Origin of the sequence: Rhodanobacter sp. A1T4 (genome assembly GCF_014207185.1) — a bacterium.
GTDB lineage: Bacteria > Pseudomonadota > Gammaproteobacteria > Xanthomonadales > Rhodanobacteraceae > Rhodanobacter.
Map to the genome: position 1 here is coordinate 60,655 of NZ_JACHCP010000011.1, position 23,919 is coordinate 84,573.

26 protein-coding genes are annotated in these 23,919 nt (G+C 55.1%); 14 read left to right on the plus strand and 12 right to left on the minus strand.

Annotation, left to right across the window (positions count from 1 at the left end):
• Positions 1-101: 101 nt before the first annotated feature.
• The gene (locus tag HDE80_RS19690) at positions 102-1,343 is read right to left on the minus strand and encodes a hypothetical protein (protein ID WP_184673680.1); all 1,242 of its coding nucleotides are present in this window, start codon (positions 1,341-1,343) and stop codon (positions 102-104) included.
• 126 nt (positions 1,344-1,469) lie between these two features.
• A complete protein-coding gene (locus HDE80_RS19695) occupies positions 1,470-2,507 on the minus strand; it encodes a toxin-antitoxin system YwqK family antitoxin (RefSeq protein WP_184673682.1) in 1,038 nt (345 codons plus the stop codon).
• Between the two features lie 268 nt (positions 2,508-2,775).
• Between HDE80_RS19695 and HDE80_RS19700 the strand changes: the two genes are divergently transcribed.
• Positions 2,776-3,054, plus strand: coding sequence for a helix-turn-helix transcriptional regulator (locus HDE80_RS19700; protein ID WP_184673827.1), 279 nt, complete (start codon positions 2,776-2,778; stop codon positions 3,052-3,054).
• 123 nt (positions 3,055-3,177) lie between these two features.
• Here the strand turns inward: HDE80_RS19700 and HDE80_RS19705 are convergent, their stop codons facing one another.
• On the minus strand, positions 3,178-3,663 hold the full coding sequence (locus HDE80_RS19705) for a JAB domain-containing protein (protein WP_184673684.1): 486 nt from the start codon (positions 3,661-3,663) through the stop codon (positions 3,178-3,180).
• A gap of 904 nt (positions 3,664-4,567) precedes the next feature.
• The gene (locus HDE80_RS19710) at positions 4,568-5,491 is read right to left on the minus strand and encodes an AraC family transcriptional regulator (RefSeq protein WP_184673686.1); all 924 of its coding nucleotides are present in this window, start codon (positions 5,489-5,491) and stop codon (positions 4,568-4,570) included.
• Positions 5,492-5,593: 102 nt separating this feature from the next.
• On the opposite strand from HDE80_RS19710, the gene HDE80_RS19715 reads away from it, so the two are divergent.
• The 3 genes from HDE80_RS19715 (at position 5,594) to HDE80_RS19725 (ending at position 8,058) form a co-directional block, all read left to right on the plus strand.
• On the plus strand, positions 5,594-6,433 hold the full coding sequence (locus HDE80_RS19715; RefSeq protein ID WP_184673688.1) for an NmrA family NAD(P)-binding protein: 840 nt from the start codon (positions 5,594-5,596) through the stop codon (positions 6,431-6,433).
• A 70-nt stretch (positions 6,434-6,503) separates the two neighbouring features.
• On the plus strand, positions 6,504-6,938 hold the full coding sequence (locus HDE80_RS19720) for a nuclear transport factor 2 family protein (protein ID WP_184673690.1): 435 nt from the start codon (positions 6,504-6,506) through the stop codon (positions 6,936-6,938).
• A 280-nt stretch (positions 6,939-7,218) separates the two neighbouring features.
• Positions 7,219-8,058: an alpha/beta hydrolase gene (locus HDE80_RS19725; protein ID WP_255483990.1), complete on the plus strand. Its 840-nt coding sequence runs from the start codon at positions 7,219-7,221 to the stop codon at positions 8,056-8,058.
• 262 nt (positions 8,059-8,320) lie between these two features.
• Here HDE80_RS19725 and HDE80_RS19730 read toward each other — a convergent pair whose 3' ends face one another.
• Both HDE80_RS19730 and HDE80_RS19735 read right to left on the minus strand, forming a co-directional pair.
• Positions 8,321-8,695 (minus strand): hypothetical protein, encoded by a 375-nt coding sequence (locus HDE80_RS19730; protein WP_184673694.1) that lies wholly within the window; start codon positions 8,693-8,695, stop codon positions 8,321-8,323.
• An 808-nt stretch (positions 8,696-9,503) separates the two neighbouring features.
• Positions 9,504-9,881, minus strand: a complete 378-nt coding sequence (locus HDE80_RS19735) for a response regulator (protein WP_184673696.1) — start codon at positions 9,879-9,881, stop codon at positions 9,504-9,506.
• A 363-nt stretch (positions 9,882-10,244) separates the two neighbouring features.
• Here HDE80_RS19735 and HDE80_RS19740 point away from each other — a divergent pair, with 363 nt between their 5' ends.
• Positions 10,245-10,430, plus strand: a complete 186-nt coding sequence (locus HDE80_RS19740) for a hypothetical protein (protein ID WP_184673697.1) — start codon at positions 10,245-10,247, stop codon at positions 10,428-10,430.
• A 36-nt stretch (positions 10,431-10,466) separates the two neighbouring features.
• Here the strand turns inward: HDE80_RS19740 and HDE80_RS19745 are convergent, their stop codons facing one another.
• Positions 10,467-10,781, minus strand: coding sequence for a DUF3761 domain-containing protein (locus HDE80_RS19745; protein WP_221437731.1), 315 nt, complete (start codon positions 10,779-10,781; stop codon positions 10,467-10,469).
• Between the two features lie 68 nt (positions 10,782-10,849).
• On the opposite strand from HDE80_RS19745, the gene HDE80_RS19750 reads away from it, so the two are divergent.
• The gene (locus tag HDE80_RS19750) at positions 10,850-11,032 is read left to right on the plus strand and encodes a hypothetical protein (protein WP_184673699.1); all 183 of its coding nucleotides are present in this window, start codon (positions 10,850-10,852) and stop codon (positions 11,030-11,032) included.
• A gap of 330 nt (positions 11,033-11,362) precedes the next feature.
• Entirely contained in the window at positions 11,363-12,082 is a 720-nt protein-coding gene (locus tag HDE80_RS19755) for a response regulator (RefSeq protein WP_184673701.1), read from the plus strand.
• A 67-nt stretch (positions 12,083-12,149) separates the two neighbouring features.
• On the opposite strand, the gene HDE80_RS19760 is transcribed toward HDE80_RS19755, so the two are convergent.
• Complete coding sequence (locus tag HDE80_RS19760) at positions 12,150-12,371, minus strand: hypothetical protein (protein WP_184673703.1); 222 nt, start codon at positions 12,369-12,371, stop codon at positions 12,150-12,152.
• A 492-nt stretch (positions 12,372-12,863) separates the two neighbouring features.
• Between HDE80_RS19760 and HDE80_RS19765 the strand changes: the two genes are divergently transcribed.
• From HDE80_RS19765 to HDE80_RS19780, 4 genes are all read left to right on the plus strand, one after another.
• The gene (locus HDE80_RS19765; RefSeq protein ID WP_184673705.1) at positions 12,864-13,172 is read left to right on the plus strand and encodes a DUF3247 family protein; all 309 of its coding nucleotides are present in this window, start codon (positions 12,864-12,866) and stop codon (positions 13,170-13,172) included.
• Positions 13,173-13,244: 72 nt separating this feature from the next.
• Positions 13,245-13,469, plus strand: coding sequence for a hypothetical protein (locus tag HDE80_RS19770; protein ID WP_184673707.1), 225 nt, complete (start codon positions 13,245-13,247; stop codon positions 13,467-13,469).
• Between the two features lie 231 nt (positions 13,470-13,700).
• Entirely contained in the window at positions 13,701-14,570 is an 870-nt protein-coding gene (locus HDE80_RS19775; protein ID WP_184673709.1) for a DUF72 domain-containing protein, read from the plus strand.
• A gap of 209 nt (positions 14,571-14,779) precedes the next feature.
• Positions 14,780-15,625, plus strand: coding sequence for an autotransporter outer membrane beta-barrel domain-containing protein (locus tag HDE80_RS19780; RefSeq protein WP_184673711.1), 846 nt, complete (start codon positions 14,780-14,782; stop codon positions 15,623-15,625).
• A gap of 297 nt (positions 15,626-15,922) precedes the next feature.
• On the opposite strand, the gene HDE80_RS19785 is transcribed toward HDE80_RS19780, so the two are convergent.
• Together HDE80_RS19785 and HDE80_RS19790 are read right to left on the minus strand one after the other, a co-directional pair.
• Positions 15,923-16,135 carry a DUF3606 domain-containing protein gene (locus HDE80_RS19785; RefSeq protein WP_184673713.1) on the minus strand — a complete coding sequence of 71 codons (213 nt, stop codon included), beginning with the start codon at positions 16,133-16,135 and terminating at the stop codon, positions 15,923-15,925.
• Positions 16,136-16,188: 53 nt separating this feature from the next.
• Positions 16,189-17,328 (minus strand): glutathione-independent formaldehyde dehydrogenase, encoded by a 1,140-nt coding sequence (locus tag HDE80_RS19790; protein WP_184673715.1) that lies wholly within the window; start codon positions 17,326-17,328, stop codon positions 16,189-16,191.
• 1,045 nt (positions 17,329-18,373) lie between these two features.
• On the opposite strand from HDE80_RS19790, the gene HDE80_RS19795 reads away from it, so the two are divergent.
• Positions 18,374-19,306 (plus strand): Ku protein, encoded by a 933-nt coding sequence (locus tag HDE80_RS19795; RefSeq protein ID WP_184673716.1) that lies wholly within the window; start codon positions 18,374-18,376, stop codon positions 19,304-19,306.
• Positions 19,307-19,315: 9 nt separating this feature from the next.
• Here HDE80_RS19795 and ligD read toward each other — a convergent pair whose 3' ends face one another.
• Both ligD and HDE80_RS22285 read right to left on the minus strand, forming a co-directional pair.
• On the minus strand, positions 19,316-21,877 hold the full coding sequence (ligD, locus tag HDE80_RS19800) for a DNA ligase D (RefSeq protein ID WP_184673718.1): 2,562 nt from the start codon (positions 21,875-21,877) through the stop codon (positions 19,316-19,318).
• Complete coding sequence (locus HDE80_RS22285; protein ID WP_184673720.1) at positions 21,874-22,143, minus strand: hypothetical protein; 270 nt, start codon at positions 22,141-22,143, stop codon at positions 21,874-21,876. The genes ligD and HDE80_RS22285 overlap by 4 nt, the downstream gene beginning before the upstream one ends.
• Before the next feature lie 356 nt (positions 22,144-22,499).
• On the opposite strand from HDE80_RS22285, the gene HDE80_RS19810 reads away from it, so the two are divergent.
• Together HDE80_RS19810 and HDE80_RS19815 are read left to right on the plus strand one after the other, a co-directional pair.
• Positions 22,500-22,646 carry a hypothetical protein gene (locus tag HDE80_RS19810; RefSeq protein ID WP_184673722.1) on the plus strand — a complete coding sequence of 49 codons (147 nt, stop codon included), beginning with the start codon at positions 22,500-22,502 and terminating at the stop codon, positions 22,644-22,646.
• Positions 22,647-22,931: 285 nt separating this feature from the next.
• Positions 22,932-23,915 carry an SDR family oxidoreductase gene (locus HDE80_RS19815; RefSeq protein WP_255483992.1) on the plus strand — a complete coding sequence of 328 codons (984 nt, stop codon included), beginning with the start codon at positions 22,932-22,934 and terminating at the stop codon, positions 23,913-23,915.
• The last annotated feature ends 4 nt before the right edge of the window (positions 23,916-23,919 follow it).

The following is a 23,919-nucleotide window of genomic DNA, read 5'->3' on the forward strand; positions in this document are numbered from 1 at the left end:
GAACCGACGAGCGAGGCACTGCAACAAAAAATAAAGAGCGCCATTACAAGAAGAGCGTGCGCCCCGAGGGGCGCACGCTCTTCACTATTTGCTTCAATTTTTCATGGTGCCGCACTGTGTGTTTTAGCGAGGTAAGGACGCATCGCTGGCGCAACTGAGCCGACCACGTTGCCCTGAAAATCAATACAGACCGAATCCGGGCAGCTATAACGCAACGCGTCAGTATTACGTACCGGAGTGATGGTATCGGCGACCTGCGCAGTACTACCAATCGACTGGCCGGTCTCACCGACACATTGATGGGACCCAACATTGCATTCGATCAGATAGATCGGATAGCCGTCCTTGGACTTGGCCCCTGAACTCGTGGCAAAGGGAAAGGTGTCGAGATTGACAGCCCCACCATCGGGATCTGCTGCTCCCGCATTCTGAAGCGCCCAGAGGGCCTTGGGATCATCAGGCGGCAGAGCATTGGGTAGTGCCGCAGAAGCCACTGTGGTTTGGCTGGAAGTGTCTTGAGTGACGTCGCTCGAAGATGGGGCAGCAGCTTGTACCGGTGCTTGTGCGGTTGGAGAGAGCTGAGCTGATGGTGACGACGCGGTACCGCCACCAAGGGCTTGTGACACGACTTGCGCAGCCGCATCGCCCTCAGGATCGGGCTGAGTCATCTCATGAGCAACGATGTGAAAATAAACGGCAAGCACGGCGCATATAACGGATATGCAGCCAAGTGCAATTTGTCCACGCCTGATGTTCTGCGCTCTCTTCTTGGCCTTGGCTTCGTCTTCCGGTGGCAACGGTACGTTAGGCGAGATTCCGATCGTCGCTGACGATGCGCTTATCGTGGTGGCGGCCGAAGGTACGGGAATCGAGCTATCCACGGATACCGTGTTCCAGCCAATGCGAAGGCCTTGCAGGAGGGAGAGGCCCATAATCGCGACTTCCACCACAAAGAAAATTATCATTTCCACGGTCGTCAGATCATCGCTCGTGTTACCTACGATGACGGTGGTAATGGCTGACACTAAGAGCGAGACGGCAGCAGCGCTGCCGTACCATTTCGCCATAGGGACTTTACGCGCAGTAGGTAAGGCAGATGTCCCGGTGCCTACCTCGTAATGATAGCGTTGACCACGCTTGAAACCGAGCCAAAGCATGAAGCATGTTTCCAACGCGTAGATAACAAACATCGAAATGGAATTGGCCGTGTCGCTTTCAAAACGCGCTCTCGTTGCTAGAAAAAACGCAGACACGTTTATGACAATGAACACGCGAAGGAACACCAGCTTTTGTGCCGTTCGAAGTTTGCTGAAGATGCTGAAGCTTTCAGTAAAGATGTCCATAGTGAATTTCAATTTCCCTGCTCAATGATCAATGGCACATATACGCCGTCGTCCGACCGGATCGGGGCGAACGACGGCGTCTGGAGTTGCGCTCTCTTAGTGCAGAGTCACTGACTACTGAGTGACTTAAAGCGATGTCGCGTTTGGATCAAGAACAGTCCTAACTGTCGAAGTCTGCGCACCATTTTGGAAGGTCAAAAGAACCTTGCCATATACCGGAGATATGTACTCAAACGGACCGTCAAGTAGGCCATTCTTCACGTGACAGGAAAAGACTAAGTGGTCATTTCCGTCATAGCCTCGGACAGCGCCATCAACACGCCCATTAATCCAGTTGCTAACGAGATGAGACACTTTTGCCAAGAATTCATCGCCGGGGCCCGCAAGTGCTGGCTCGAAAGTCAGAGAGGCAATGCCACTAGGTCCTACGGTGTTCCCAATCGATTGCCCCCAGTCATCCCAAGTCCCAACCCTTTGACCCGCTGAATAAGAGCCCTTGGCGAACATTGCTTGGCTGTTAGGAAGAGTCCACGTAGCCGGACCGTCAAGCTGTCCATCCTTGTACTCGGCTACCCCGGTGTTCTGGGCATATTTACCCGACACAATTTTGCCGTTACTCCAGATTGAGTCAGAAATCGGTGTTCCATTGACATCCCACGTTCGGACTCGTCCGTTTTGGGCTCCATCTTTCCAAGAAACCTCCTGCAGTAGTTGCTTACCATCGTCGGTATAAATCTTTGCTGTCCCGTTAAGCCGTCCGGCCGACCAATGGAATTCGCGTATCAGCACGCCACTATTAGGGTTGTAAAGCTTCGAGTCTCCCTCGTAGGCTTCATGTTGATAGGTAAGCTCGAAAGCTTTTTGCCCGCTTGATGTGGAGCATGTTGCCAGCCCATCCATGACGCCATTTTTGTACTGTGTCTTGCAAGTTGCGAGGTTGTTACTGAGCGTCTGGCCTACTGCATTTGTCCAATATTGCTGTAGCGCATCTGGAATCTGATTTGCCCATTCAACAGTTCCCGTAAAAGGGGTGGTGCTCCCGTGCTTGTACGCCAGCCCACTGTTTTCATCGAGCTGGCGAGAGTCCAGTGTCTCTTGACCACATGCTGTGAGAAACGCGCAGGCGAGCGCGATTGAGGCAAATGCTGTAACTGTTTTACGCATGAGAAATTCCCCTGTAGTCCTAAATATTGTTCACCAACACCCTACGGCGTCACGCTTGCTTGTCGGCTGCCCGCACTAAGCAAGCCCGCTAACGGCGGGGTTTGGCACGAGACTGCGCTGGTTGTAATGCCATCGATGGCGTATGGCATCCCTGCGAAAGTGAGGCCGTATGTTGGGACAAGAATACCTATTAAACAGGTATAAATCCTGAATTATATATAACGATTAGGCAGGTATAGCTTGATTGACCGACCCCCCAGGCCCGGTCATGAAGCGAACATCCCTCTACAGCGAAAGGCACGCCGTGCTTGTTGACTATCTGCGCGAGCTGAGGGTGCTTCGCCACCTCACGCAGGCTGAAGTGGCCGAAGCTATTGGCAGGCCGCAGACCTACGTGTCCGATATTGAGAAAGGCAAGCGAGGTCTGGATTTGCTTCAGGTGCTGGATCTCTGCGAAGCCTACGACGTGTCGCTTCCTGCGTTTTCGGTCGAGTTAGATAAACGGCTGAAGAAGCTTGTAAAGCCTTCGCGCCGCGCAAACCGATAACGCATTGCTCGGGTATGTCAGATCCGAGGGACTTCCGTACAGGGTTGTCTGGCAGGTTTGTGGCGCTTATTAAGAGGAACGATGGCCAAGCCCATGGCTGCGCTATTTGCGGACTCATCCAACTCAAATAAGGCCTCGACCAGCCATACTCACGCACTCAGCGCCCACGATGATGTGGTCCAGAATTCGCACGCCGACGAGACTCAACGCCTCACGAAGTTCTTTTGTGATGGCCCTGTCTGCAGCACTGGGTTCCGCAACCCCGCTGGGATGGTTGTGCGCCAAGATGGCGGCACAGGCATTGATGCTCAACGCCGCCCGCACGACCTCCCTTGGATAGACACTGGCGCCGTCGATAGTGCCGGTGAAGAGTTTCTGACAACCAAGAATGCGGTGGCGGTTGTCTAACCACAGCACGTGAAACTCTTCGTGCAACAGCGCACCTAAACGCATCCGCAGGAAGTCGGCGGCATCGGTCGGACGGCTGATGCTGCCCTGTCGTTCAAGCTTCCCTCTTAGGATGCCTTCGGCAGCGGCGAGTACGTCTCGCTCCGTCGTCTCGCCGGCGAGTTTGTAGCGGGTATAGGCCATAGATTGCATGAGCTGCATAAAAACTCCTTGATTGGACGGCATAAACGCACAAGGCCCGGCGAAAGCCGGGCCTTGTGCGCGTGTGCGGGTGGCTAGAAAAAAGGCTAAGGAAAAAGCGAATGACTAAGTGGGCTTATCGCTGAAGGTGTGACCGCACGCACGGCAGTGATGGTTGTGCAGAATGTTCCCATCGATGGCACTGCCCAGACGCGAACCTGCGGCACAGCCTGTCGCACCGCCGACGATGCCATCGATGACTATCACTGAAACTCCTTTGAATAAGGCATCCGTCGGTTAGCGGCACGGATGGAGCGGCCTAAATAGCTAATCAGCGGGGGTGATGTGGATCTGGCGCTTTTTCGATTCGGAACGAACCGCTATAGCGAAATGTTTCCGTAATGAAGATTCGTTACTGCTTCGGAACATACGGGGTGCAAAGTGTTGCCTTGCAATCAGTTGAACTAAGTCGACAAGACTTTTGGAAATGACTCAAATATGTTCGGAGACCGCGGGGCATGCCTACCTCCTTGCGACCTTCAAGCCAGTTATGGCAGGAAGGGGTATGCACGGGATATGACATCGCTATGTAGCATCTATGGGAGCCACCTGCGTCCACAGTTCCGGTTACACAAAATTCTGTGTATGCCCCAACGTCATCGGACGCAATCCGTCGATGCCGTGGGGCACCGTGTGGAGAGATAAGCATGAAAGTACGCGTGGCGGGATGCGATCTGATCGCAGCGCGTGATCCTTTGAACTGCATCGGTCATACCGGTGATGTGTCAGCCACGACTCGAATCGGTATTTAACCCAGCTGGCATCCACCCTCGGCGTCTGACTTGGACCGCGGCACAGCGTGCCCGGCAAGGATTCAACCTAGTCTCCGGTTGACCTTGGCGCCTTCCCATCCAAGCTTGCGAAGTTAGTGCTCCAGCGTACCCGAAGGCTGGTTCAGCCCATGCTGTCGCCAACGCCCCGGAGGCTGTCCATGGTGCCGGCGGAATGCCGTAGCGAATGCATAGAGGGATGAGTATCCCGCCCGTTCGGCGACGTCGGCCAGTGGTACCTCCTGCGCCCGCAACAGATCGCGTGCGACCGTCATTCGCCATTCCGTGAGGTACTTCATGGGTGTTTGACCGAGAAGCACCTGGAATACGCGTGCAAACGTAGCGCGGGACATGTTGCTGAGCCTTGCAAGCTCATCAACCGTCCATGGTTTGCTTGCGTCTTCATGCATCGCCTGCAAGGCACGCGATAGACGCGGATCCGAGGCCGCCCGGAACCATGCGGGGGCATTCGCACTACTGGCGAGGCCGGCGCGGAGGCCTAGAACCACGAGGACATCTAGCAATCGATCGAGTACTGTCTGGCGACCCGGCTCGCAATTCGCAAGTTCTCTGGAAAGCAGGGCGACCACTCCGTGGATCGGATTGTCGATGCTTGAGGGCAGCGAGAGCACGGGCGGCAGCGCGCTGACCAGGCCCGCCCCAATATCTCCGGCGAAGCGATAGGCTCCGCAGAGGAATACGGCTGCGCGCGGATCAAGTTTTGCCTCGTCTGAGGCATGCAGAGAGCGGAAGTCTTCCGGCAAGACGCAGCGTGCGCCCAGCTCGTGGGCGACGAAGTGGTCGGGGCCGCCTCGTACGAGCGCGAGGTCACCGGGCTTGAGTTCTAGTCGATGACCATCGCCCTCTGTCCACAACCAGGCATGCCCTTGCACCATCGCGTGGACGGCCAGCTGGATCGTTCCCGGCAATCGCAGGCCCCACGGCGCGACGGCAATAGACCGCGCGAACACGCCTCCAGAAGCACGGGCCCTGACCAGATGCTCTTGCAGTACGTCCATGTCTTGAGCGTACTACACAAAAATTTGAGTCAATTAATCATTTTCGCGCTCACTGGATGATCCTAAAGTGGCTCACCAGCGAAACAGCCAAGGAATAGCGTGATGAACGAAGCCCCCCAAAACCGCATCCTCGTCCTCGGTGCCACCGGCAAAACGGGATCCCGGGTCGCCAAGAAGTTGGCTAACCAAGGCATCGCCGTCCGCGGGGCCGCTCGCACCGGTGCGGATATCCACTTTGACTGGAATGAACCAGCGACGTTTGAGTCCGCGTTACGTGGTGTCTCAGGCGTGTACCTCGTCTCCCCAGTGATGCGCGTAGACTTCGCGGGCGTGGTTTCGCGCTTTCTCGACGAGGCTGAGCGGGCCGGTGTACGAAACATCACCTATCTCAGTGCTTACGGTGTAGAACACGCGCCGGCCGAGATGGCGCTGCGCGCCGTGGAACTGGATCTTGCCGCGCGTACGTCACTCTCCCACTCGATCCTGCGCCCTGCATGGTTCATGCAGAACTTCAGCGAGACGTTCGTCAAACCCGTAAACGACGAGATCGTCGTGCCTTGCGGAACCGGAGCCGAAGCATTCGTGAACGCCGAGGACATCGCATCGGTCGCCGTGGCGACACTGAGTGATCCTGTGCGACACGCAGGCCGTGCGTATGCCCCGACAGGACCGGAAGCACTGAGCTTTGACGATGCGGCAAGGCTCATCTCCGTCGCCGTTGGCCGGAAGATCCGATACCGGGACGTGGATCGTAATGCGTGGATCGACGCAATGGTCCGGGCCGGCGTGCCAGCCGAGTACGGCGAGGTACTTCGCTCCCTGACCGAGACGATCGCCAGCGGCCACGGCTCTCGACCGAACGACGATGTGCTTCTAGCCACTGGCGAAGCGCCGATCCGCTTCGAGCAGTTCGTCGCCAAGGCCGCTCCTGCATGCAGATAGGTGACCCGCCGCCAGCGGCAAATGTTCATTCCGCCGTCGTCCCAAACATCCCCACGCCATGAGGTCCGACATGTCGAACGAGAAATATGCCATCTACGAGCCTGTGAGGCCCTACTTCGACCTGGTGCGCGGTGCACTGGGGGACCTCGTCGATGGGGAGCACTTCTTCGATGTCGTCGCCGGCGACATCGCCTACGAGGTTCTCTACGACTTTCCCGGGTGGCCTCGGATCATCCGGGGTCGAACGGACCTGATGGAAAGCTTCCGCGGGTATGGCGATCACATCGAGCTCCAGGCGGCGGATCATTTGCTTAAGCACGCGGCAGACGATGGACAGGTCGTGGTGATCGAGTATGAAGTCCACGGGACGATCCTTGCGACCGGTGTCAAATACAACAACCGGTTCTGCTCGATCATCAGGGTCGAAAATCGAAAAGTTGCGCACTGGAGGGATTACATGGACTCCCTCGCGGCCTGGAACGCGTTGAGCGCCGACACCCGTTGACAGGGCGTGCGATCCACGGGGATTGCGCGCCATTCAAACGTCAACTTCGGTAAAAGAATGAAGATGGCGAAGGGTGATGGAGCACGCATGCATAACTGGAGGTGTTGTCATGAGTAGCAAAGATGAAGTCGACGTCGTCAGCCAGTCGCGTCGCAAGGTAGTCATCGGAGTCGGCGCCATAGTTGCTGCCTCAGTGACGATGCCTCTGCTCGCTTCAAAAGCAACGGCGAGTGCCGCCGCATCCGGGAAGTCAGCCCACCCAACCATTGGAGATCAACAGATGAGCAGCAAGATTGTCACGAAAGATGGCGTCGAGATCTTCTACAAGGACTTGGGCCCGAAGGACGCTCAGCCCATCGTGTTTCATCACGGTTGGCCCCTGTCGTCGGACGACTGGGATGCGCAGCTGCTGTTCTTCCTAGCCAACGGTTACCGTGTCGTCGCGCATGACCGACGGGGCCACGGCCGCTCCTCGCAGGTGGGCACCGGTCACGACATGGATCATTATGCGGCCGACGCCGCGGCGGTGTTCGAACATCTCAACTTGAAGAACGCTGTCCACATCGGCCATTCGACGGGCGGTGGCGAGGTGGCGCGCTACGTCGCGAAGTACGGTGAGTCTCAGGGACGCGTCGCCAAGGCGGTGCTTATCGCTGCCGTTCCTCCACTCATGCTCAAGACAGGTAGCAACCCGGACGGCACTCCGATCGAAGTGTTCGACGGCTTTCGCAAGGCATTGGCCGCCAATCGCGCACAGTTCTTCCTCGATGTTCCTGAGGGGCCGTTCTATGGCTTCAACCGGCCCGGTGCGAAGGTCTCGCAGGGGATCATCCAGAACTGGTGGCGCCAGGGAATGATGGGTAGTGCGCTCGCCCATTACGAAGGCATCAAGGCCTTTTCCGAGACGGACCAGACGGATGACCTGAAAGCGATCACGGTGCCAACCCTCGTGATGCAGGGTGACGATGACCAGGTCGTACCTTACAAGGATGCCTCGCTGCTGCAGGCCAAGTTGCTCAGGAATGCCACGCTCAAGATTTACCCGGGCTACCCACACGGGTTGATGACCACGCATGCGGATGTCATCAATGCCGACATTCTGAAGTTCATCAAGAGTTAGCGGCGAGAGCGACCTCCCCGGCATGGGGAGGTCGCAGCCACGTGTGCGGCGCCTCATCCTCATGCCGACTACCTTCAGCAGCGGCGAGCACATCTTGCTCGGTAGTTTTGCCGGTGAGTTTGTAGCGGGTATAGGCCATAGATCGCATGAGATGCATAAAGACTCCTTGATTGGACGGCATAAACGCATAAGGCCCGGCGAAAGCCGGGCCTTATGCTTGCGTACAGAGGTTGAAAAGAAAGATTGAGAGAGCAGCGATGGCCTACGAGGGCTTGTCGCTGAAGGTATAACCGCACGAACGGCAGTGATGGTTGTGCAGGATGTTCTGGTCAATGGCAGCGCCCAGACGCGAACCTGCGGCACAGCCTGTCGCACCACCGATGATGCCGTCGATGACCACGCCCGCGGCTGCACCGAACATGGCCCCGACCGGACCTGCCAATAAGCCGATTTCAGCGCCCGTCAGTGCCAACGCCACACCACTGGTGGTGCCAGCGATGGCTCCAATGGCACCCCCGAACCGTCGGGCCAGATTGCGTGTCTCGATGCTGGCTGATCGACACTTAGGGCAATGTGGCGTCACATCCATGACGTCGTTGTCGTCGTGCCACTCACTCCCGAATTGCAGTTCATTCATGGGCGTTCGCCTTCATTCGGTACCCGATATAGCAACGGACACCGGACGCCCAGAGGGTCCCGATCAGAAAGAGAATGCCGAACACGATCAGACATTCGAACAGCGAGGGGCAGGGGCAACCAATCCACGATCTATCAAGCATCACCAGTACTCCTTGGACAGGGGCATCCGTTGCGCAGGCGAACGGAAGGAACAAGGAAATCCTTGTCCGTTGTGGTGATATGGATGTGGAGATACTTTGGATCCACCGAAGTGATCTCCTGTACCTACTCGAGCTGCTCGGAGGGTTGGATGCGCGGTCGCGATATTTTCATTTAGACGATGCGGTCACAAGTATGTGCACCGCCGCATGCGGACCAGGTGCTAACCGAACTTGACCAGCTTGCGGTGATCTACTTGTCATTGAAGCCAACAGCAAATTGGGCGAACACCTACGAAAGCTCGCGGTGCTTGCTGGTGTTGTCCTTGAGATCAAGCGGGCAATTTGAAGATGCCCGCGAGGACGCTGCAACGTCTGGTGGAACCGACGAGCGGGGCACTTCCATCGCCTAATTTTGGCGAGGTCTTAGTGGCAACAAAAAGTCCGCACTGCGCGGGCTTCGTGTCGGGTGGGAAGTAGTTCGCCCTAGACGTAGCAGGCTTCAGCTCCCTAAGGGAGGATGGGAGCTCCGGGGAGGACACCGACGCGTCTAGGGCGATGGGTACAGGATTATGGATGTGCCGCATGCCCGCAAAGGACGATTGTTTATAACAATATGCTGCAGCGGCATGTCGGGCAGCGGCCTAAGACAAGGATCTGTGATGCCTTCTATGCGCGTAAACGCAAAAAGGCGCTGTCGATGTGCTGCGTGATCGCGTCGCGCCCGAATGGCTTTTGCAGGAAGCTATATCGATCGGTAAGGCCCTTAATTTCATCCATCGGGTCGGCGGACAGCAACACCACCGCGATATCCGAATGCGTGTTTACGGCAGCCTCCGCCACATCAATGCCGTCCATAGCGCCAGGCAGTAGGACATCGCATAGAAGTAGGTCGATACGCTTCGTGGCATTGATCCACACGGCGGCCGAGACGAAGCTGTCGGCAGACAGGATTTGAACATTTGGAAAAGACTCAACAAAGAATTTGAGCGAATCCAGCACAACTGGATGGTCCTCGACGATGAGGACAACAAGCTGGCTATTCATTCGAACCTCCGGCGGTGGCATGGAGCTCACCTCGCCAGAGACTAGCCTTTATTGGACGGCACGGGGTGGTTTAGTGCTGTGAGGTCGGCCTATGCAGTCTTGAGCGCATTCTGTGGCTGACGTCGATGCTTCCACCTACAACGCCTCAGTAGACGCCTACACAGTCACGGGTTACTGCCCGCTAGGCGTCCTATTGCCACGGCAGCAATCTGTCCCTGCACGGGAAGTCCGGTTCCTCACAGATGCACCGAGCACCATGAACCGTTAGCGATCCCCCTTGCGCGGTTCACTGGCCTCCGAAAGGGGGCCTTTCTCTTTTTAAACCGACACAGCGGGTCAGGTGAAGCAGGATGTGGGACGCACATGCTTGAGATCCGACCAACGCCCGAAGGCTTCATCTTGTTCGACACCGACGAGCAAGAGGCGATCATGCGGTTTGATAGCAGGGAAGAGGCCGCCGAACTTGTGGCCGAGCTGGTGATAGCCGAGTCGTCGCATGGCCTCGGTCCGGTTATACGTCCGGTTGTTAGCCGGACCGAGCGCAGATAAGCTCCAAGCGAATCACGGTGTTGTGCGTGGATTGACTTAAAGCCACCGCGCCACGCCACAATGGCGGGAACACGTCCCCCGGTGATTCATGCTGAAGCTGTAGCTAGCGTCGCGGCATTGAGCCGAAGCGCCTGTAGGCGCAGCACCGGAAACCGTATGCGCCGTGCGGCGCACTGAATAACCATCGTGGTTGATATAGCTGCCCTGCTCGATAAGCGTGGTCAAGGCATTCGTGACGTTCTGCGCGCTCTGCTGAGTCTGCTGCTGCGCGTCGCTCGATGTCACCAGAAGGTTGTTGAGCCCCATCGCCAGTAGGCATAGCGATAAAGACAAGCCGATGTGCTTCAACATGTGGACCCCTTTCGTTTTTGGCAAAGGGATCGACGTCCCCCCGCTTTGAGCAGCGGTCGGATCTAAATTTGGCCTTTTTGAAACGGGAAAATCCCGACCCAGTTACCTTCCGGGCTGAAGTCGTCAGTTATGCGGATAAACTGTTGGAAAGCGTCGATTCTGACGATCAAGCGTGGGCGTTTCAGCGGATCAACAACATGCTTTCTTTGCGCGGCCTGCCGCTGTTGGACGATGAGCTACGGAAACGTTGATGGCCGACAGCAAACCATGGGCATTTTCGCTGATCTAAGCTCGCCGGGCTAACACCGGCGGCACCGACCGCGCTGCGGACATCGATGCCTCTGACTCAACTTTAGTCAGGACCACGCAATCAAAGTCTTTCGCCATATAGGCCGCATGCTTGCGTGCTTGCCGCTCGCTACTGAAGCAGGCAGATCGCAGTTTTTGCCCTTTTTTAGAGCAGCTAACCATAAATGAGGTTTGTCCCATCGGATGCTCCAAGGCGCCAGATTTGGGGTTTCCGAAGATTGCCGCGCTCACCATTAAAAACGTGTCAAGACTCGATGACCGTTCAATGATTAATGCAGTGGGCGCTCAAGTCATATACGGGACGTTACAGTGCCTCCGTAAGGTACGGCGTTAATCCATGTTGCAGTCGAAAGAAAGCCATCAGCGGAAAGAATCTCGACGTCTGGAAACGACGTGATAAACAGCTTGAGCGAATCCAATGCCGCGGGATCGTCCTCGACGATAAGGACAATAAGTCGGTTATCGTGCAGGCGGGAGCCTGGACAGTGGCTTACGGTAGCGATGCGTTGGCGAGAAAAGTGCAGCAGGTCTTGGAGACGCAACAAAAGCGCAACGCAACTGCGGCAGCGCACATCCCTCAGCCGTCGGCCATTGTTGTCGACAAAAAGCGGGTTTCAGATCCGGCGCCTGCTGGATTGCATGTTTTGCTTTGCGAGGATGACGACCTCATTCGGTCTACCGTGAAGGACATGTTGGAGTTCCGGAGCTACGCGGTAACCGATGCCGGGTCTGCCGTCGAAGCTCTTCGCCTTTGGACTATCCACGAAGCCGACATCCTCATTACTTATATTGGATTGCTGGACATCTCAGGCGTCGAACATGCACGGATGATTCGGGAAAAAGCACCCGATTTGCTATTCATCTTTGCGATCAGTCGCTTCGATGATCCGCCGGTCGCGCTCAGTGGCCAGAGCAAAACACTTATCAAACCTTACGGCATAGAGAAGTTAATCGAAGCGATTAGAACCCTGACTGGGCAGAAGAAGTGGTGAAGACCATGGCAGGGCGGATAGGATTAAAAGTACAGCATCCATTTAACAAAACTGGCGTGTGCGGGCGCTAGGAGAGTCGAAGCATGTACCCTTCAGAACAAAGAATCCTCCTCGCCGCATCGAAAAGTTCGGATTCGCTTCCAAAAACCGAATCCAGGTTCACGTCGATAAAATCTTCGCCGACGTAGAGGGCGCTTAGGCCGCATCGTCCATCGCCGTATTCACGGACATGAAGCACATAAGGTGTGCCGCTCTTCGTTTTCCCACCCAATATTTCTCGCTTAATCATCAGACACCTCGTTCCTTGAATCGACAGCAAAGGTTCGGATTGCCCTATTTGATCAATTAAGGCGAAAAGATTGGTACGAGGCCCGTGATGAAAATCACAATATGGGAAGATTTTATATCTCTCCGCGCCTGGCCGAGAGAACGTGCGCTATCAAGGCGCAATCGCAAGGAGATTCCTCTTCTGTCTATCGGGTCGAGTTCCGGCGTCGAAAAATGCGAATGAAACGCGCCACTTGAGTAGTTGTGTGCAGATCCGGATTTCGTCCATTCCTAATGTGTCTCCCGACACCGCGCAGCACATGAGCAAGCAATCTTCTGGGATCCGCAATAGCAGCCTACGTATAAAACCAGTCAAGAAATTTGAGATGAATAGATGGGTGATGCATGGCCAAGTGGCCTAGCGTCACGCTGCACAATTCAGTGACGCCAATTGGACGCGCTCTTTACACGATTGGGTCGAACCTGAGCTCCGGTCACTTCTAAAAGTGCTGTTATGACTCAGATCGTAAAACGAGTATTCACCGAGCGGACTGATATTGACCGATTGGACCAATGGATAACAGAGCTGGCGGTCAACGCACAGGTACGAATAACGATACACGAAGGCGAGGTTGTGGAAGGTTTAGTGATGGTGACGCCGACCGTCCAAGTATTCCGAGATCACGACGATGTCGAAGGGCTTAACGGTGTCGTTAAGCTCGAAAACATGGAGTTGCCCAATCACGATCGCGTGGTTTGGCTCGGTGACATCCGTGAGCTTACGCACCTAGATTCGGTGAGAAAGGGTGTGAGCAGAGCTTAGGGCTGCTTACTTCCCATCGCCATTCCGCTTGAGCTATTGCGTGCGCCATCGATAACCCGAAGAAAATTAGCGATGCCATCTACAAACAGATCCCCCTCAGAATTTGCATTTGAAATAAATGATGCCGAATACACCGCGATTTTGAGCGACGCTGATCCTGATGGTGTTCTGGTTTCTCTCAGGTTACCCAGCGGTAAGATTGTCACGATCACCGAGCCGTACGAAGTGTTTTACTCGACAGCTGAGGCGGTGAATGCTGCACGCTTGTTCGCGGCAGATTTAGGTCGCGAGGCATGAGCAAGCTGAAGGATAGGTCGTTCTGCGCCTGATGACTCGAAACGCTTGAGTTTCTATTTGGAACTTCTATTGGATACTTCTCTTGCTCCATTGGTCTGGAAACCTAGCAAAGATTTGGTCGCCATGATGCAAGCGGAAACGTGGAAGCGGGAGGTCATTGCAGAGAGTAGGAAAGTTGTACGTTGCATCGGTTGCATCGCTATATAGATAGTAAGAGGTGATGAAACACGAATGAGCAAGGTCCGTATTGGCATTTCTGGTTGGCGTTACGCGCCCTGGCGCGGACGGTTTTACCCCAAAGCGCTGGTACACAAGCAAGAGCTCAGTTATGCGTCGCGCAAGGTGAACACCATTGAGGTCAACGGGTCCTTCTATGCGCTGCAGCGTCCAGAAAGCTATGTTCGTTGGTACGATGACTCACCTAAGTCGTTCGTCTTTTCCGTCAAGGGTCCTCGATTCATCACACACGTGCGCAGGTTGCGCCATATCAAGCAACCTTTGGCCAATTTCTTTGCTTCTGGCGTGTTGAATCTCAAAGAGAAACTTGGCCCTTTGTTGTGGCAGTTTCCCCCAAGTTTCGCTTTTGATGCTGAAACATTCGATGCATTCTTGGCACTTCTACCAAAGACGACGAAGCAGGCTATCAAGCTTGCTCAACACAGCGATTCTCATCTGAAGCACCCTAGTCGGACGTTTCCCGAGAGAAACCACCGTATACGGCATGCAGTTGAGATTCGGCATGAAAGCTTCATCGACGATCAATTCATCACAATGCTTCGCAAACATCATATCGCCCTGGTGGTGGCCGACACAGCAGGTAAGTGGCCACTTCTGGAGGACGTCACTGCTGGATTCATGTATCTGCGATTACACGGGGACAAGAAGATCTACGCCAGCGGCTACAGCGATGAGGCATTGGCATCGTGGACGCGTCGCATTCGGGCCTGGGCACGGGGCTCGCAGCCGAGAGACGCGGAGCGAGTGAGCAAAAAGGCGCCGCGCCCATGTGCTTCTCGCGATATCTACTGCTACTTCGACAACGACGTCAAAGTCAAAGCGCCGCGGGACGCAATGAGTTTGTCGGCTCGGCTTGGTGTCTAGCCAGTACGAGCGCAGGCTCGCATTCTTGACTGCACTTCGAGGGCGAGTGAGATCACCAAAAGTTGTTCGATGTTCGCAAAGTAATGTACGTAATTGCAGTTGCTCGCAAGCGAACATAGCGGAATGAATAAGGGTGATATCTCTACAAATTTTGCACACAGTTTTCTCTAAGGTCACACGCCCTATCAACGTCGAGTGCGGAAGGCCAAATGAATTCCCTAAACCCTAAGCAACCTGTCGTGCGCCGCCGCTATTTCTTGATCGCGCCCCTTCTTTTAGCCAGCTCGGCATCCTTTGCTGACGTGTCGCCCGCGTTAGATCGTTTTGATCTGTCGCTCGGCGGCTACTACGCCAACACAGACACCACGATCGGTGCAGGTGCCAGAAGTGGTCAGTTCAGCGCCAAGGGCAATGTCAATCTCGAGCGTGATCTCGGCTTTGAAGATCACAAGACGGTGCCGCGTGTGAAACTCGATTTTCTCATCGGTGATCATCAGGGTTTTTCCTTCGACTACTTCAGCATTAATCGTTCGAGAACCAAAACGCTCAGTGACGATATCAGCTACGGCGGCAATGACTACGACGCATCGGCTTCAGTACGCGGTAAGCTCGATTTCGATTTCGGCAGTGCGGCGTATCGGTGGTGGTTTGGTAGCGGCAACGATGTCTTCGGTCTGGGCGTTGGTGCGGCTTACTACCGCGTGCGTGCTGGTATCAGTGGCATTGCCACGCTGGATGGCGAAAGCGCCCAAGCTTCGACCAGCTATAGCGAAACCGCTGGCGCACCCCTGCTGCAGCTAGGCTGGCGTCACGCCTTCAACGATAGCTTGCGCGTGTACTTCGATGCGTCGGGCGTCAAGAAGAACGGTGGTGATCTGAACGGTCATATCTACAACGCTGCGCTGGGCCTTGAATGGTATCCCTGGAAAAATCTTGGATTTGGCGCGGAGTACGCCTATACCCGCATCAAACTTAATGACGTGCAGAGTGACTACAACGCCAATCTGGATCTGAAGCTTCATGGTCCCTCGGCGTTTGTAAAGTTCCGCTTCTGATCCTTTGGCTTTGAGTGGCATCAACGTCCAGAATTTGATCAAGTTCAAGTCTTGGGCGTTGGTAACCATTTTCGGAAGCGGGAGTGCTCCTGCGGAATGATCGATGTTGCCTGCTTAAAAGCCCATACGCCGCTTAAGCGGAAGATACATGCACGTGTACGTGTACGTGTGAGCGTTCTCCGCTTGCGAGCACACTTGAAACGTATCTAGGCACAAGCGTTCGTCAGAAAAGTGGATGCATGAAGCAATTAAAGCGCCCCGACAAAAGCCAGGGCCGTTTTCACGGCCCTGGCTTCGTCAGCCTTGTCTGACCCTTTTGGTCTCTGATATCCAATTGTTGTTTCTTATCTCTCGCTCAACATCTACAACCATGACACCTACTTTGGATACGGCATCCTGCAGGTGCTGTTCCGAAATATTGAGTCGTGCGGTCCAATGCGCAATTTCATATTTGTCGTTGACGTTGATGCGGGTACGCACAAATTCCTGAGATTCAAAGGACTCTGGCATGGACATTCTCTGGTATGGATCTGGTGGAAGGAGGGGCTGAAGTGAGTGGTCCGTTAGGCGCCAGGCTTTAACACAATCTTCGTCCATCCTTCTTCACGCGCGTCGAAGTGTTTGTAACCATCTGGGGCTTCGTCCAGAGGTAACTCATGCGACACAATGAAAGAAGGCGAGGCTTTGTCCGCCTCAATTAATTTGCAGAGCTGGCGGTTGTAGGCTTTCACATTGGCTTGACCGGTGCCGATGCGCTGGCCCTTGGTGAAGAACTCGCCAAGGTCGAAAGCAATCTGTCCCTTTTTCGCGAGTTCGTCGGCGCTTTTCGGATCCTTCGCCACAAACACGCCCACCACACCGATACTGCCTGTCGCCTTCACTGCCTTGACCAGATTGTTCATGGTGAGATTCGGCACCTCGTGGCCTTTGCAATTCAAGCATTGGAAGCCTACGCACTCGCATCCCCGGTCCGCACCCTTGCCGTTGGTTAATTCCAATACCTGTTCGGCGCCGCTGTCTTCCACGTCGTAGATCGGGATGGCACCAATCTGCTCGGCCAGCGCCAAACGATCTTTTTGGCTGTCGACCACCATCACTTTGCTCGCCCCTTTTAAAATTGCCGAACAGGCTGCCATTAAGCCCACGGGCCCCGCGCCATAGACGACTACAGTCTCGCCGGGCAACACGCCGGCGAGTTCGGTGGCGTGATAGCCGGTTGGAAAAATGTCTGAGAGCATGACGTAGTCGTTTTCTTTTTCCCTGGCGTTTTCCGGAAGGACCAGGCAATTGAAATCACCGTAAGGCACTCGAAGAAGTTCAGCTTGGCCACCTCGGTACGGTCCCATACCGGAGTAGCCGTAAGCACCTCCCGCCTTGCCCGGATTGACCGTCAGACAAAATCCCGTCAAGCCGCGCTCGCAGTTTTCACAGAAACCGCAAGCTACGTTAAACGGCAGGCAGACCATGTCACCCACTTTGATGCGGTCGACAGCTTTGCCGACCTCAATGACCTCTCCCATGTTTTCGTGGCCAAGGACCTGGCCTGACTCCACGTCCGTGCGACCGTCATACATGTGTAAGTCAGAGCCACAAATATTGGTGGTAGTGATTCGAACCAGAACGTCCGTGTGTTTCTCAATTCGGGCATCTGGGACCTCAACGACACTCACATCGCGTGGTCCGTTGTAAACAAGGGCTTTCATGATCTCTCCTGGGTGGTATCTGGGGATGGAGCGCAAAGAACTTCAAAAAAGAACGCCCGTGAATCGATGCGCGAATCTGCACGGGGCAATGCTAGAAAGATCAAGCTACCCATGAGAGCGTGCTCAACGCGGCAACTTCCCGTCTTTGAGAGGTGAACAGGGGCGAAGACTTGCGCCCGCGGTTTGAAGCGCATGTTTCCTGCCGCCGTTGGAATCGAAAGCGGAGCTCAACGGGGCGAAACCAATTTTCACAATGCCGTGGCAGGACATCGACGAGATTACACAACGGCTGGGTATGAGTATTCGGCGCGCTGCCCAACTCGAACAATGAGGTCTGTATGTCTACTGACGTTCCAACAGCAGAAGAGCGCTTGATCCTAAGCCAACTTCGGTGGGGAGTACTTACACCACCAGGCCCAGATGATGAAAAAATCTGTCGCCGCCTTGAAGCCCAAGGCCTCATCACCAAAATTGCCAATGGACGCTGGGCACTTACTTTATCGGGCGGACTCACGGCCGCTTTTGGTCGCTAACTGCGAATATTCAATTTTTTCATGCAGGCTTCGACATCGGATGGCATCTAGCATGTACCAGATTTGGATCTTTGATCTGGCACCACGGGCTGTCTAACTGTTTTTCGGCGGGTAAAACTAGGTTCCCATGTTCATCCCAGACCGCATGGTCGTCGTTGTAGACGAGCCATGCCAACCAGCATGCTTCGCAGCCACAGGACCCTTTACAGTCGGGTTCCAAGCATGCAAATCCACATGTGCAAGGTAGTTTCTCTGGGTCGCCAGGTGCATGCGGGATGACCGGAAGATATCCATTAGAATTGGGCCATCGCGCTTTTCCGTGATCGGTCGGCTGTTTCATAGAAGTCCCTCAGATACACAACGATGCTTAAAAAGAGCAAGCGTGTGTATGCCAAGCTAAAGCGTGTCGTGTCGGATCTCAGTGAAACCTCGATAGGCACGGCAATGCGGTATGTCACAGCCGGTTCACGCCGTTGCTTCTTAACTCTGGCGATACCTTACGGAGATTGGCCATGGCGCGCCCCATTTGGACAGGCACCTTATCGTTCGGATTGCTGAATGTGCCGGTCTCTCTTATGACTGGATCTCGGAGTGTTGACCTGCATTTTCGGATGCTTGATAGCCGCAGCAAGACGCCTATCCGCTATGAGCGAGTCAATGCCGAGACGGGGGACGAGGTGCCTTGGAAGGACATCGTCAAAGCCTTCGAATACAAGAAGGGCAGCTATGTCGTGTTAGAAAAGGAGGATCTTAAATCTGCTGCTTCTGAAGGCCGAGAAGCCGTGGAGGTCGAAGCCTTCGTGGACGCCGCTTCGATTGGTCCGGAGTATTACGAGAAGCCTTACATTCTGGTGCCGGGCAAGAAGGCCGAGAAAGGCTATGTTTTGCTGCGTGAAACACTGAAGCGAACCGGAAAAATAGGCATCGCTCGTGTTGTCATTCGCACGCGAGAATATCTATCTGCTGTCATGCCCAAAGATAAGGCACTTATCCTGATGATCTTGCGCTTTCCACAAGAGCTGGTCGATGTGTCGGAATACAAGATTCCCGAAGGTGCGATATCCCACTATCGGATCGCGCCCAAAGAACTCGACATGGCCGAAAAGTTGATTGAGTCCATGTCGGGTGAATGGAAGCCAGGTGACTTCCGCGACGAATTTCGTGAGCGACTGCAGAAGGTGATTGAGAAACGCATGAAATCGAAGGGCCTGGTCACACCGGCTAAGGACGACGAGAGCGACGATGCCCCGGTGGGCACCTCCACCAATGTGGTGGATTTCATGGCGCTCCTGGAAAAGAGCCTGGCGTCGAATAAACGAACGCCAGCGAAGAAAGCAGCGACAGGCGGCGCCAAATCCACCGCAAAGAAGACCGCTAAAAAAGCCGCGCCGTCTAAAAAGGCGGCAAAAAAGTCAGTCAGAAAGGTGGTGAGAAAAGCAGGATAGAGCGACGTTTCAAGCTTTGCGCGAACGTCCCAGCTTTTTCATCACCGCGGGCAAGTCCTGCTTGAGCGTGGTCAGCTCTTTCCACGGATCGGCGCGCAGTTTAGCCAGACGCGCGGCAAGATTTTTGATCGTGAAGGCGTCACCGCTTTTCACTTTGCCCAGTTCCGCCCACCGCAACGGCGTCGCTACGGGCGCGCGCGAGCGCGCACGAAGCGAATACGAGGCGACACTCGTGGCCCCTCGGCCGTTGCGCAGGTAATCCACATAGATTTTTCCGCCACGTTTGGCTTTGGTGGCGGTGGCCACAAATTCCAGTGGATGAGCGTTCGCGAGCGTGTTGGCAAATGCCTCCGCAAAAGCGCGCACGATGTCCCAAGCACAGCTGGGTTTCAATGGGACCACGACGTGCAGGCCTTTGCCGCCGGTGGTGCGGACCAGCGATTCCAAACCCATTTGAGCGAGGAGCTTGCGCACCAGTCGCGCGGCGGCGACCACGCGCGTCCATGACACATGGGGTCCAGGATCGAGGTCGAACACGATGCGGTCGGCGTGGTCGGCGTCGGCCACAAGGCTTCCCCATGGATGAAACTCCAAAGCACCAAATTGGACCAGCTCGATCACGGATGTGGCGCTTTCCGGATAAATGTAAACCGCCTGTGTGCCGCTTTCTTCTTTGAGTTTGGCGGTGCCCACGTGGTGTAAGCCTTGAATCAGATGTTTCTGAAAAAAGCACGCCTTGGCCGTGCCCTCGGGACAGCGAATGACCGAGGTGGGCCGATTGATCACACCGGGCAAAAACCAATCCATGACGTTGGTGTAGTAGTCGGCGACGTCCTGCTTCGTGATGCCTTCATCGGCGTAGACCACTCGATCAGGATGGGTAATCGTGATGACATCCGACGCTGCGGCTTTCGCGCTTTTTGAGGAGCGGCTTGGCGATTTCTTGGCCGGTGCACTGCGATCGGAGTTGCTTAGATCAGAAGGGGTTTTGTCGGTGCGCAGCGTTTTGAGGCTTGGCTGTCGAAGCAGGTGGTGATTGCCCAAGCCACGGTAGAACACTTCGGCCACCGCGGTCGGCTTGATCCACAGCGCGCCCCTCAGTAGCGGGTCGATGGTGCTGAGCGGCATGGGTGGTTTCTTGGAACCCTTCGCGGCGAGTGTCTTGGCCAGATCCCCCAACTGAGCTTGCGTGAAGCCAGTGCCAACACGGCCTACATACACCCACGCGTTTTTTGCTTTTGGATCAGGTTTCGCTAAGAGGAGCGACCCGAAGCCTGTGCGGCTGCCTTTCGGTGGGGTGTAACCGACAACGGCGAATTCATCACTTTCCAGTCGTTTGATTTTTAACCAATCGTCGCCTCGACCAGTGTGATAACCCGCATCTGCGCGCTTAGAGATGATGCCCTCCAGTTTCTGCTCGTTGGCCATCTCAAAGGCCGCCTCGCCATTGCCCACGCTATGGCTGCTGAAGGCCAGTGGGTGCGGCGCGCGTGTCAGCATGCGTTTCAGCAATCCCTTTCGATCGATCAAGGGCACATTTGCCAAATCAAAACCTTCAAAGGCGGGCAGGTCGAAGATCATGTAAGCCAATGGCCGTTGCGCATCGCCTGAAAGCGTTTTTTGTAATCCGTTAAAATCGCTATGACCTTTACTATCCAGCGCGATCAGCTCACCGTCCAGCCGCGCTGAAGACAAGCCTAGCCCCTCGATGGCCTGGACAACGTCAGGAAGCTTGTCATTCCAAGGTAGGCCATTGCGTGACCAAAGATAGACTTTCCCGTCGGCAATGGTGGTGAGGATGCGGTAACCATCCCATTTGACTTCGTGGATCCATTCTTTTCCGGTGGGGGGATGCTCGCGCAGCTTTGCTAGCTGGGGTTTGAAGAAGTCTGACGTGGGCCGCCTCTTGGCGGCCCCTTCGAGCCCAGCCGCTAACTTGGCAAGCATGGAACGTCCCACTGCCTTCGGCTTCGGCGTCGTCTTTTTTTGGGAGATCACTTTCTTCGCCGCGGCCTTCGTCGCCGGCGTTTTTGCCGCCTTGCGGGTGCTCGCTTTCATGGTCGCATCCAAAAGGTCGTTAGCTTCGACGTCTCCGGCAAAGGCATCTTTCGCTTTGATCAGGAACCACGCGGGCTGACGTTCTTTGCGTCCACTGCGGACCAAGTGCCAGCGTCCTTTGAGGCGTTTGCCGAACAGTTCGAATTCAAGGTGGCCTTTTTGCAGCTGGGCCTCTGGATCACCCTGCGTTGCCCATACCCCTTTGTCGAACTGATCGACATGGCCCTTGCCGTAGCCTTCGTCAATATCACCTCGAAAATCCGCATACGACACGGGGTGATCTTCCACCTGGACGGCAAGACGCTTGACGGCCGGATCGAAGCTCGGGCCTTTTGGCACAGCCCAACTCTTCAACGTGTTGCCCACTTGCAGCCGAAAGTCAAAATGACGACTACGGGCGTGATGGAGTTGGACAACAAAGATGGCACGACTTGTTATTCCCTTGGATCCGTCAGCGTTGGGCTCCGAGGTTTTCGTGAAATCGCGCTTGCGTTGGTAGTCGTGAAGATTCACGTGTTGTCCGCTGTTTCCACAGCGCGCGGCCTCATCGGTATGCGTTCGGTCACCGCCGGCGCAACGGGGAGCGTGGGATGGGTTCGACCCAAGGTGATGTTTTTGGACGCGCGCACATAGCGATTGGCATACGTCCAGATTTCACCGGTTTCCGTGATCAGCACGACCCAGTAAAGGTCAGATTCGGGGCCGTAATCGAGCATCACATGGGCAAACCCTTCGCCCTTGGGGGTGTTCATCGGAATGGGTGGGTTGAGTTGAATCATGGGTGGCCTCCGGCGGCGATGGATAAAGTGCAGCCGTCGCTGTGAAGAGGTTGAGAACCTTCAGGTGTAGCGTGCCCCGAGCATTTCCCCACGCCCCGTATTTCGTCGGATGCGTGACGCTTCACGCCCTTGTCTCACAGGGGCTACGTGGCTTTCATTTCTGCTAGTCGACTATTCCTCAGTGCTTGTCGCGCATGCTTGGGCAAAGTACTTGGATTCCCATATCTCGTTTGACATGTCCGGCTCTTAAGCAGGTGCTCAGGTCAGAAATTCGTGGATCGCACGGCCCGAACTTTGATCTATTTTTTGCAACCGAACTCGTTAACGTCATTCGTTAGCGTCATGTGGAGAAGTCCATGAACCAACCTGAAAATTCAAAATCCGACGATGATAAGAAAAAAGAATCGGCCGACAAATCCCGCATCCCATCCAAACCGGAAGATACCGATGCCAGTGGCGATGCGCTCAACGGAACAGGTGAAGACAATCACCACGGAAAGTAGTCCCCATTCAACGGCTCGAATCAAATGCAATCTTTTTTGGCGGTATGTCAGGGATGCCAACGGTTGAACAACGATGAGTGACGAAGGGGGAGCCCATGCCTTCAGACGCGTTGTCTGGGTGGTTACTACCTGAAATGAATCCATCGATACAACTCTCGTATTACGACGAGACATCGAAGGCACCCGTATCCAAGGGAGTACTAGTCCGGATCTTTCAAACGGTAAATGCGTAGCTATATCAAACAGGACTCATTACGAGTTCATTGCAAAACTTCGGAGATGATCATGGCACCGGTAAAAAAGACTGGCTCACCTGCGGCTCGCCTACAACGTCGTATTCAGAGCGCAACTGATGCAAAAGATGCGGCTAAAAGCACCCGAAAAAAGGCGCGCAAGCCGGCGCAAGCTGGTGCAAAAAAGTATCCGACCAATCCGCTACCCAAGAATCACCTGCGGAAACCTGGACTGGAAGCTGATCTTGTTCTCGCGCCTCAGTTTGAGGCGTCCACCTATCACGGCAGCGGTAAGCTGGACGGACGTGTCGCCATTATTACTGGCGGTGATTCCGGGATTGGACGCGCCGTTGCCGTGCTGTTCGCGCGGGAAGGGGCTGATGTCGCTATCGTGTATTTGAACGAGCATAAGGATGCCCGTGAGACGCGTGATCACATCGAAGCGGAAGGTCGCCGATGCCTATTGATCGACGGTGACGTGCGAGATTTCAGTTTTTGCAAGAAGGCGGTCGCAAAGACGATCAAGAAGCTCGGCAAATTATCCATTCTGGTCAATAACGCGGCTTTTCAGGAACACGCAGCCCAACTGGAAGACATCACCGAAAAGCATTTCGAGCTCACGTTGCGAACAAACCTGTTCGGCTACTTCCATATGGCCAAGGCATCGCTTCCCCATCTGACCAGCGGCGACTGTATTATCAACACCGGCTCCGAGACGGGGCTTTTCGGTAATGAAAACTTACTCGACTACTCGATGACGAAAGGTGGCATCCACGCTTTTACCAAAGCGCTTGCACGAAATCTCGTCGCCAAAGGCATTCGCGTGAATGCGGTGGCACCAGGGCCCGTGTGGACACCGCTCAACCCCGCTGATCAATCCGCCAAGAAGATCAAGGATTTTGGCAAATCGAGTCCTATGGGCCGCCCGGCACAGCCCGAGGAAATTGCGCCGGCGTATGTTTTTCTCGCTGCGCCATCCTGCTCCAGCTACATTTCTGGAGCCATACTTCCCGTGATGGGCGGCCCCTCCAACTAAGTGC

Coding starts and splice junctions, on each gene's coding strand:
- HDE80_RS19690 (WP_184673680.1), bottom strand. CDS start 1,343: ATGGACATCTTTACTGAAAGCTTCAGCATCTTCAGCAAACTTCGAACG.
- HDE80_RS19695 (WP_184673682.1), bottom strand. CDS start 2,507: ATGCGTAAAACAGTTACAGCATTTGCCTCAATCGCGCTCGCCTGCGCG.
- HDE80_RS19700 (WP_184673827.1), top strand. CDS start 2,776: ATGAAGCGAACATCCCTCTACAGCGAAAGGCACGCCGTGCTTGTTGAC.
- HDE80_RS19705 (WP_184673684.1), bottom strand. CDS start 3,663: ATGCAGCTCATGCAATCTATGGCCTATACCCGCTACAAACTCGCCGGC.
- HDE80_RS19710 (WP_184673686.1), bottom strand. CDS start 5,491: ATGGACGTACTGCAAGAGCATCTGGTCAGGGCCCGTGCTTCTGGAGGC.
- HDE80_RS19715 (WP_184673688.1), top strand. CDS start 5,594: ATGAACGAAGCCCCCCAAAACCGCATCCTCGTCCTCGGTGCCACCGGC.
- HDE80_RS19720 (WP_184673690.1), top strand. CDS start 6,504: ATGTCGAACGAGAAATATGCCATCTACGAGCCTGTGAGGCCCTACTTC.
- HDE80_RS19725 (WP_255483990.1), top strand. CDS start 7,219: ATGAGCAGCAAGATTGTCACGAAAGATGGCGTCGAGATCTTCTACAAG.
- HDE80_RS19730 (WP_184673694.1), bottom strand. CDS start 8,695: ATGAATGAACTGCAATTCGGGAGTGAGTGGCACGACGACAACGACGTC.
- HDE80_RS19735 (WP_184673696.1), bottom strand. CDS start 9,881: ATGAATAGCCAGCTTGTTGTCCTCATCGTCGAGGACCATCCAGTTGTG.
- HDE80_RS19740 (WP_184673697.1), top strand. CDS start 10,245: ATGCTTGAGATCCGACCAACGCCCGAAGGCTTCATCTTGTTCGACACC.
- HDE80_RS19745 (WP_221437731.1), bottom strand. CDS start 10,781: ATGTTGAAGCACATCGGCTTGTCTTTATCGCTATGCCTACTGGCGATG.
- HDE80_RS19755 (WP_184673701.1), top strand. CDS start 11,363: ATGCAGTGGGCGCTCAAGTCATATACGGGACGTTACAGTGCCTCCGTA.
- HDE80_RS19760 (WP_184673703.1), bottom strand. CDS start 12,371: ATGATTAAGCGAGAAATATTGGGTGGGAAAACGAAGAGCGGCACACCT.
- HDE80_RS19765 (WP_184673705.1), top strand. CDS start 12,864: ATGACTCAGATCGTAAAACGAGTATTCACCGAGCGGACTGATATTGAC.
- HDE80_RS19770 (WP_184673707.1), top strand. CDS start 13,245: ATGCCATCTACAAACAGATCCCCCTCAGAATTTGCATTTGAAATAAAT.
- HDE80_RS19775 (WP_184673709.1), top strand. CDS start 13,701: ATGAGCAAGGTCCGTATTGGCATTTCTGGTTGGCGTTACGCGCCCTGG.
- HDE80_RS19780 (WP_184673711.1), top strand. CDS start 14,780: ATGAATTCCCTAAACCCTAAGCAACCTGTCGTGCGCCGCCGCTATTTC.
- HDE80_RS19785 (WP_184673713.1), bottom strand. CDS start 16,135: ATGCCAGAGTCCTTTGAATCTCAGGAATTTGTGCGTACCCGCATCAAC.
- HDE80_RS19790 (WP_184673715.1), bottom strand. CDS start 17,328: ATGAAAGCCCTTGTTTACAACGGACCACGCGATGTGAGTGTCGTTGAG.
- HDE80_RS19795 (WP_184673716.1), top strand. CDS start 18,374: ATGGCGCGCCCCATTTGGACAGGCACCTTATCGTTCGGATTGCTGAAT.
- HDE80_RS22285 (WP_184673720.1), bottom strand. CDS start 22,143: ATGATTCAACTCAACCCACCCATTCCGATGAACACCCCCAAGGGCGAA.
- HDE80_RS19810 (WP_184673722.1), top strand. CDS start 22,500: ATGAACCAACCTGAAAATTCAAAATCCGACGATGATAAGAAAAAAGAA.
- HDE80_RS19815 (WP_255483992.1), top strand. CDS start 22,932: ATGGCACCGGTAAAAAAGACTGGCTCACCTGCGGCTCGCCTACAACGT.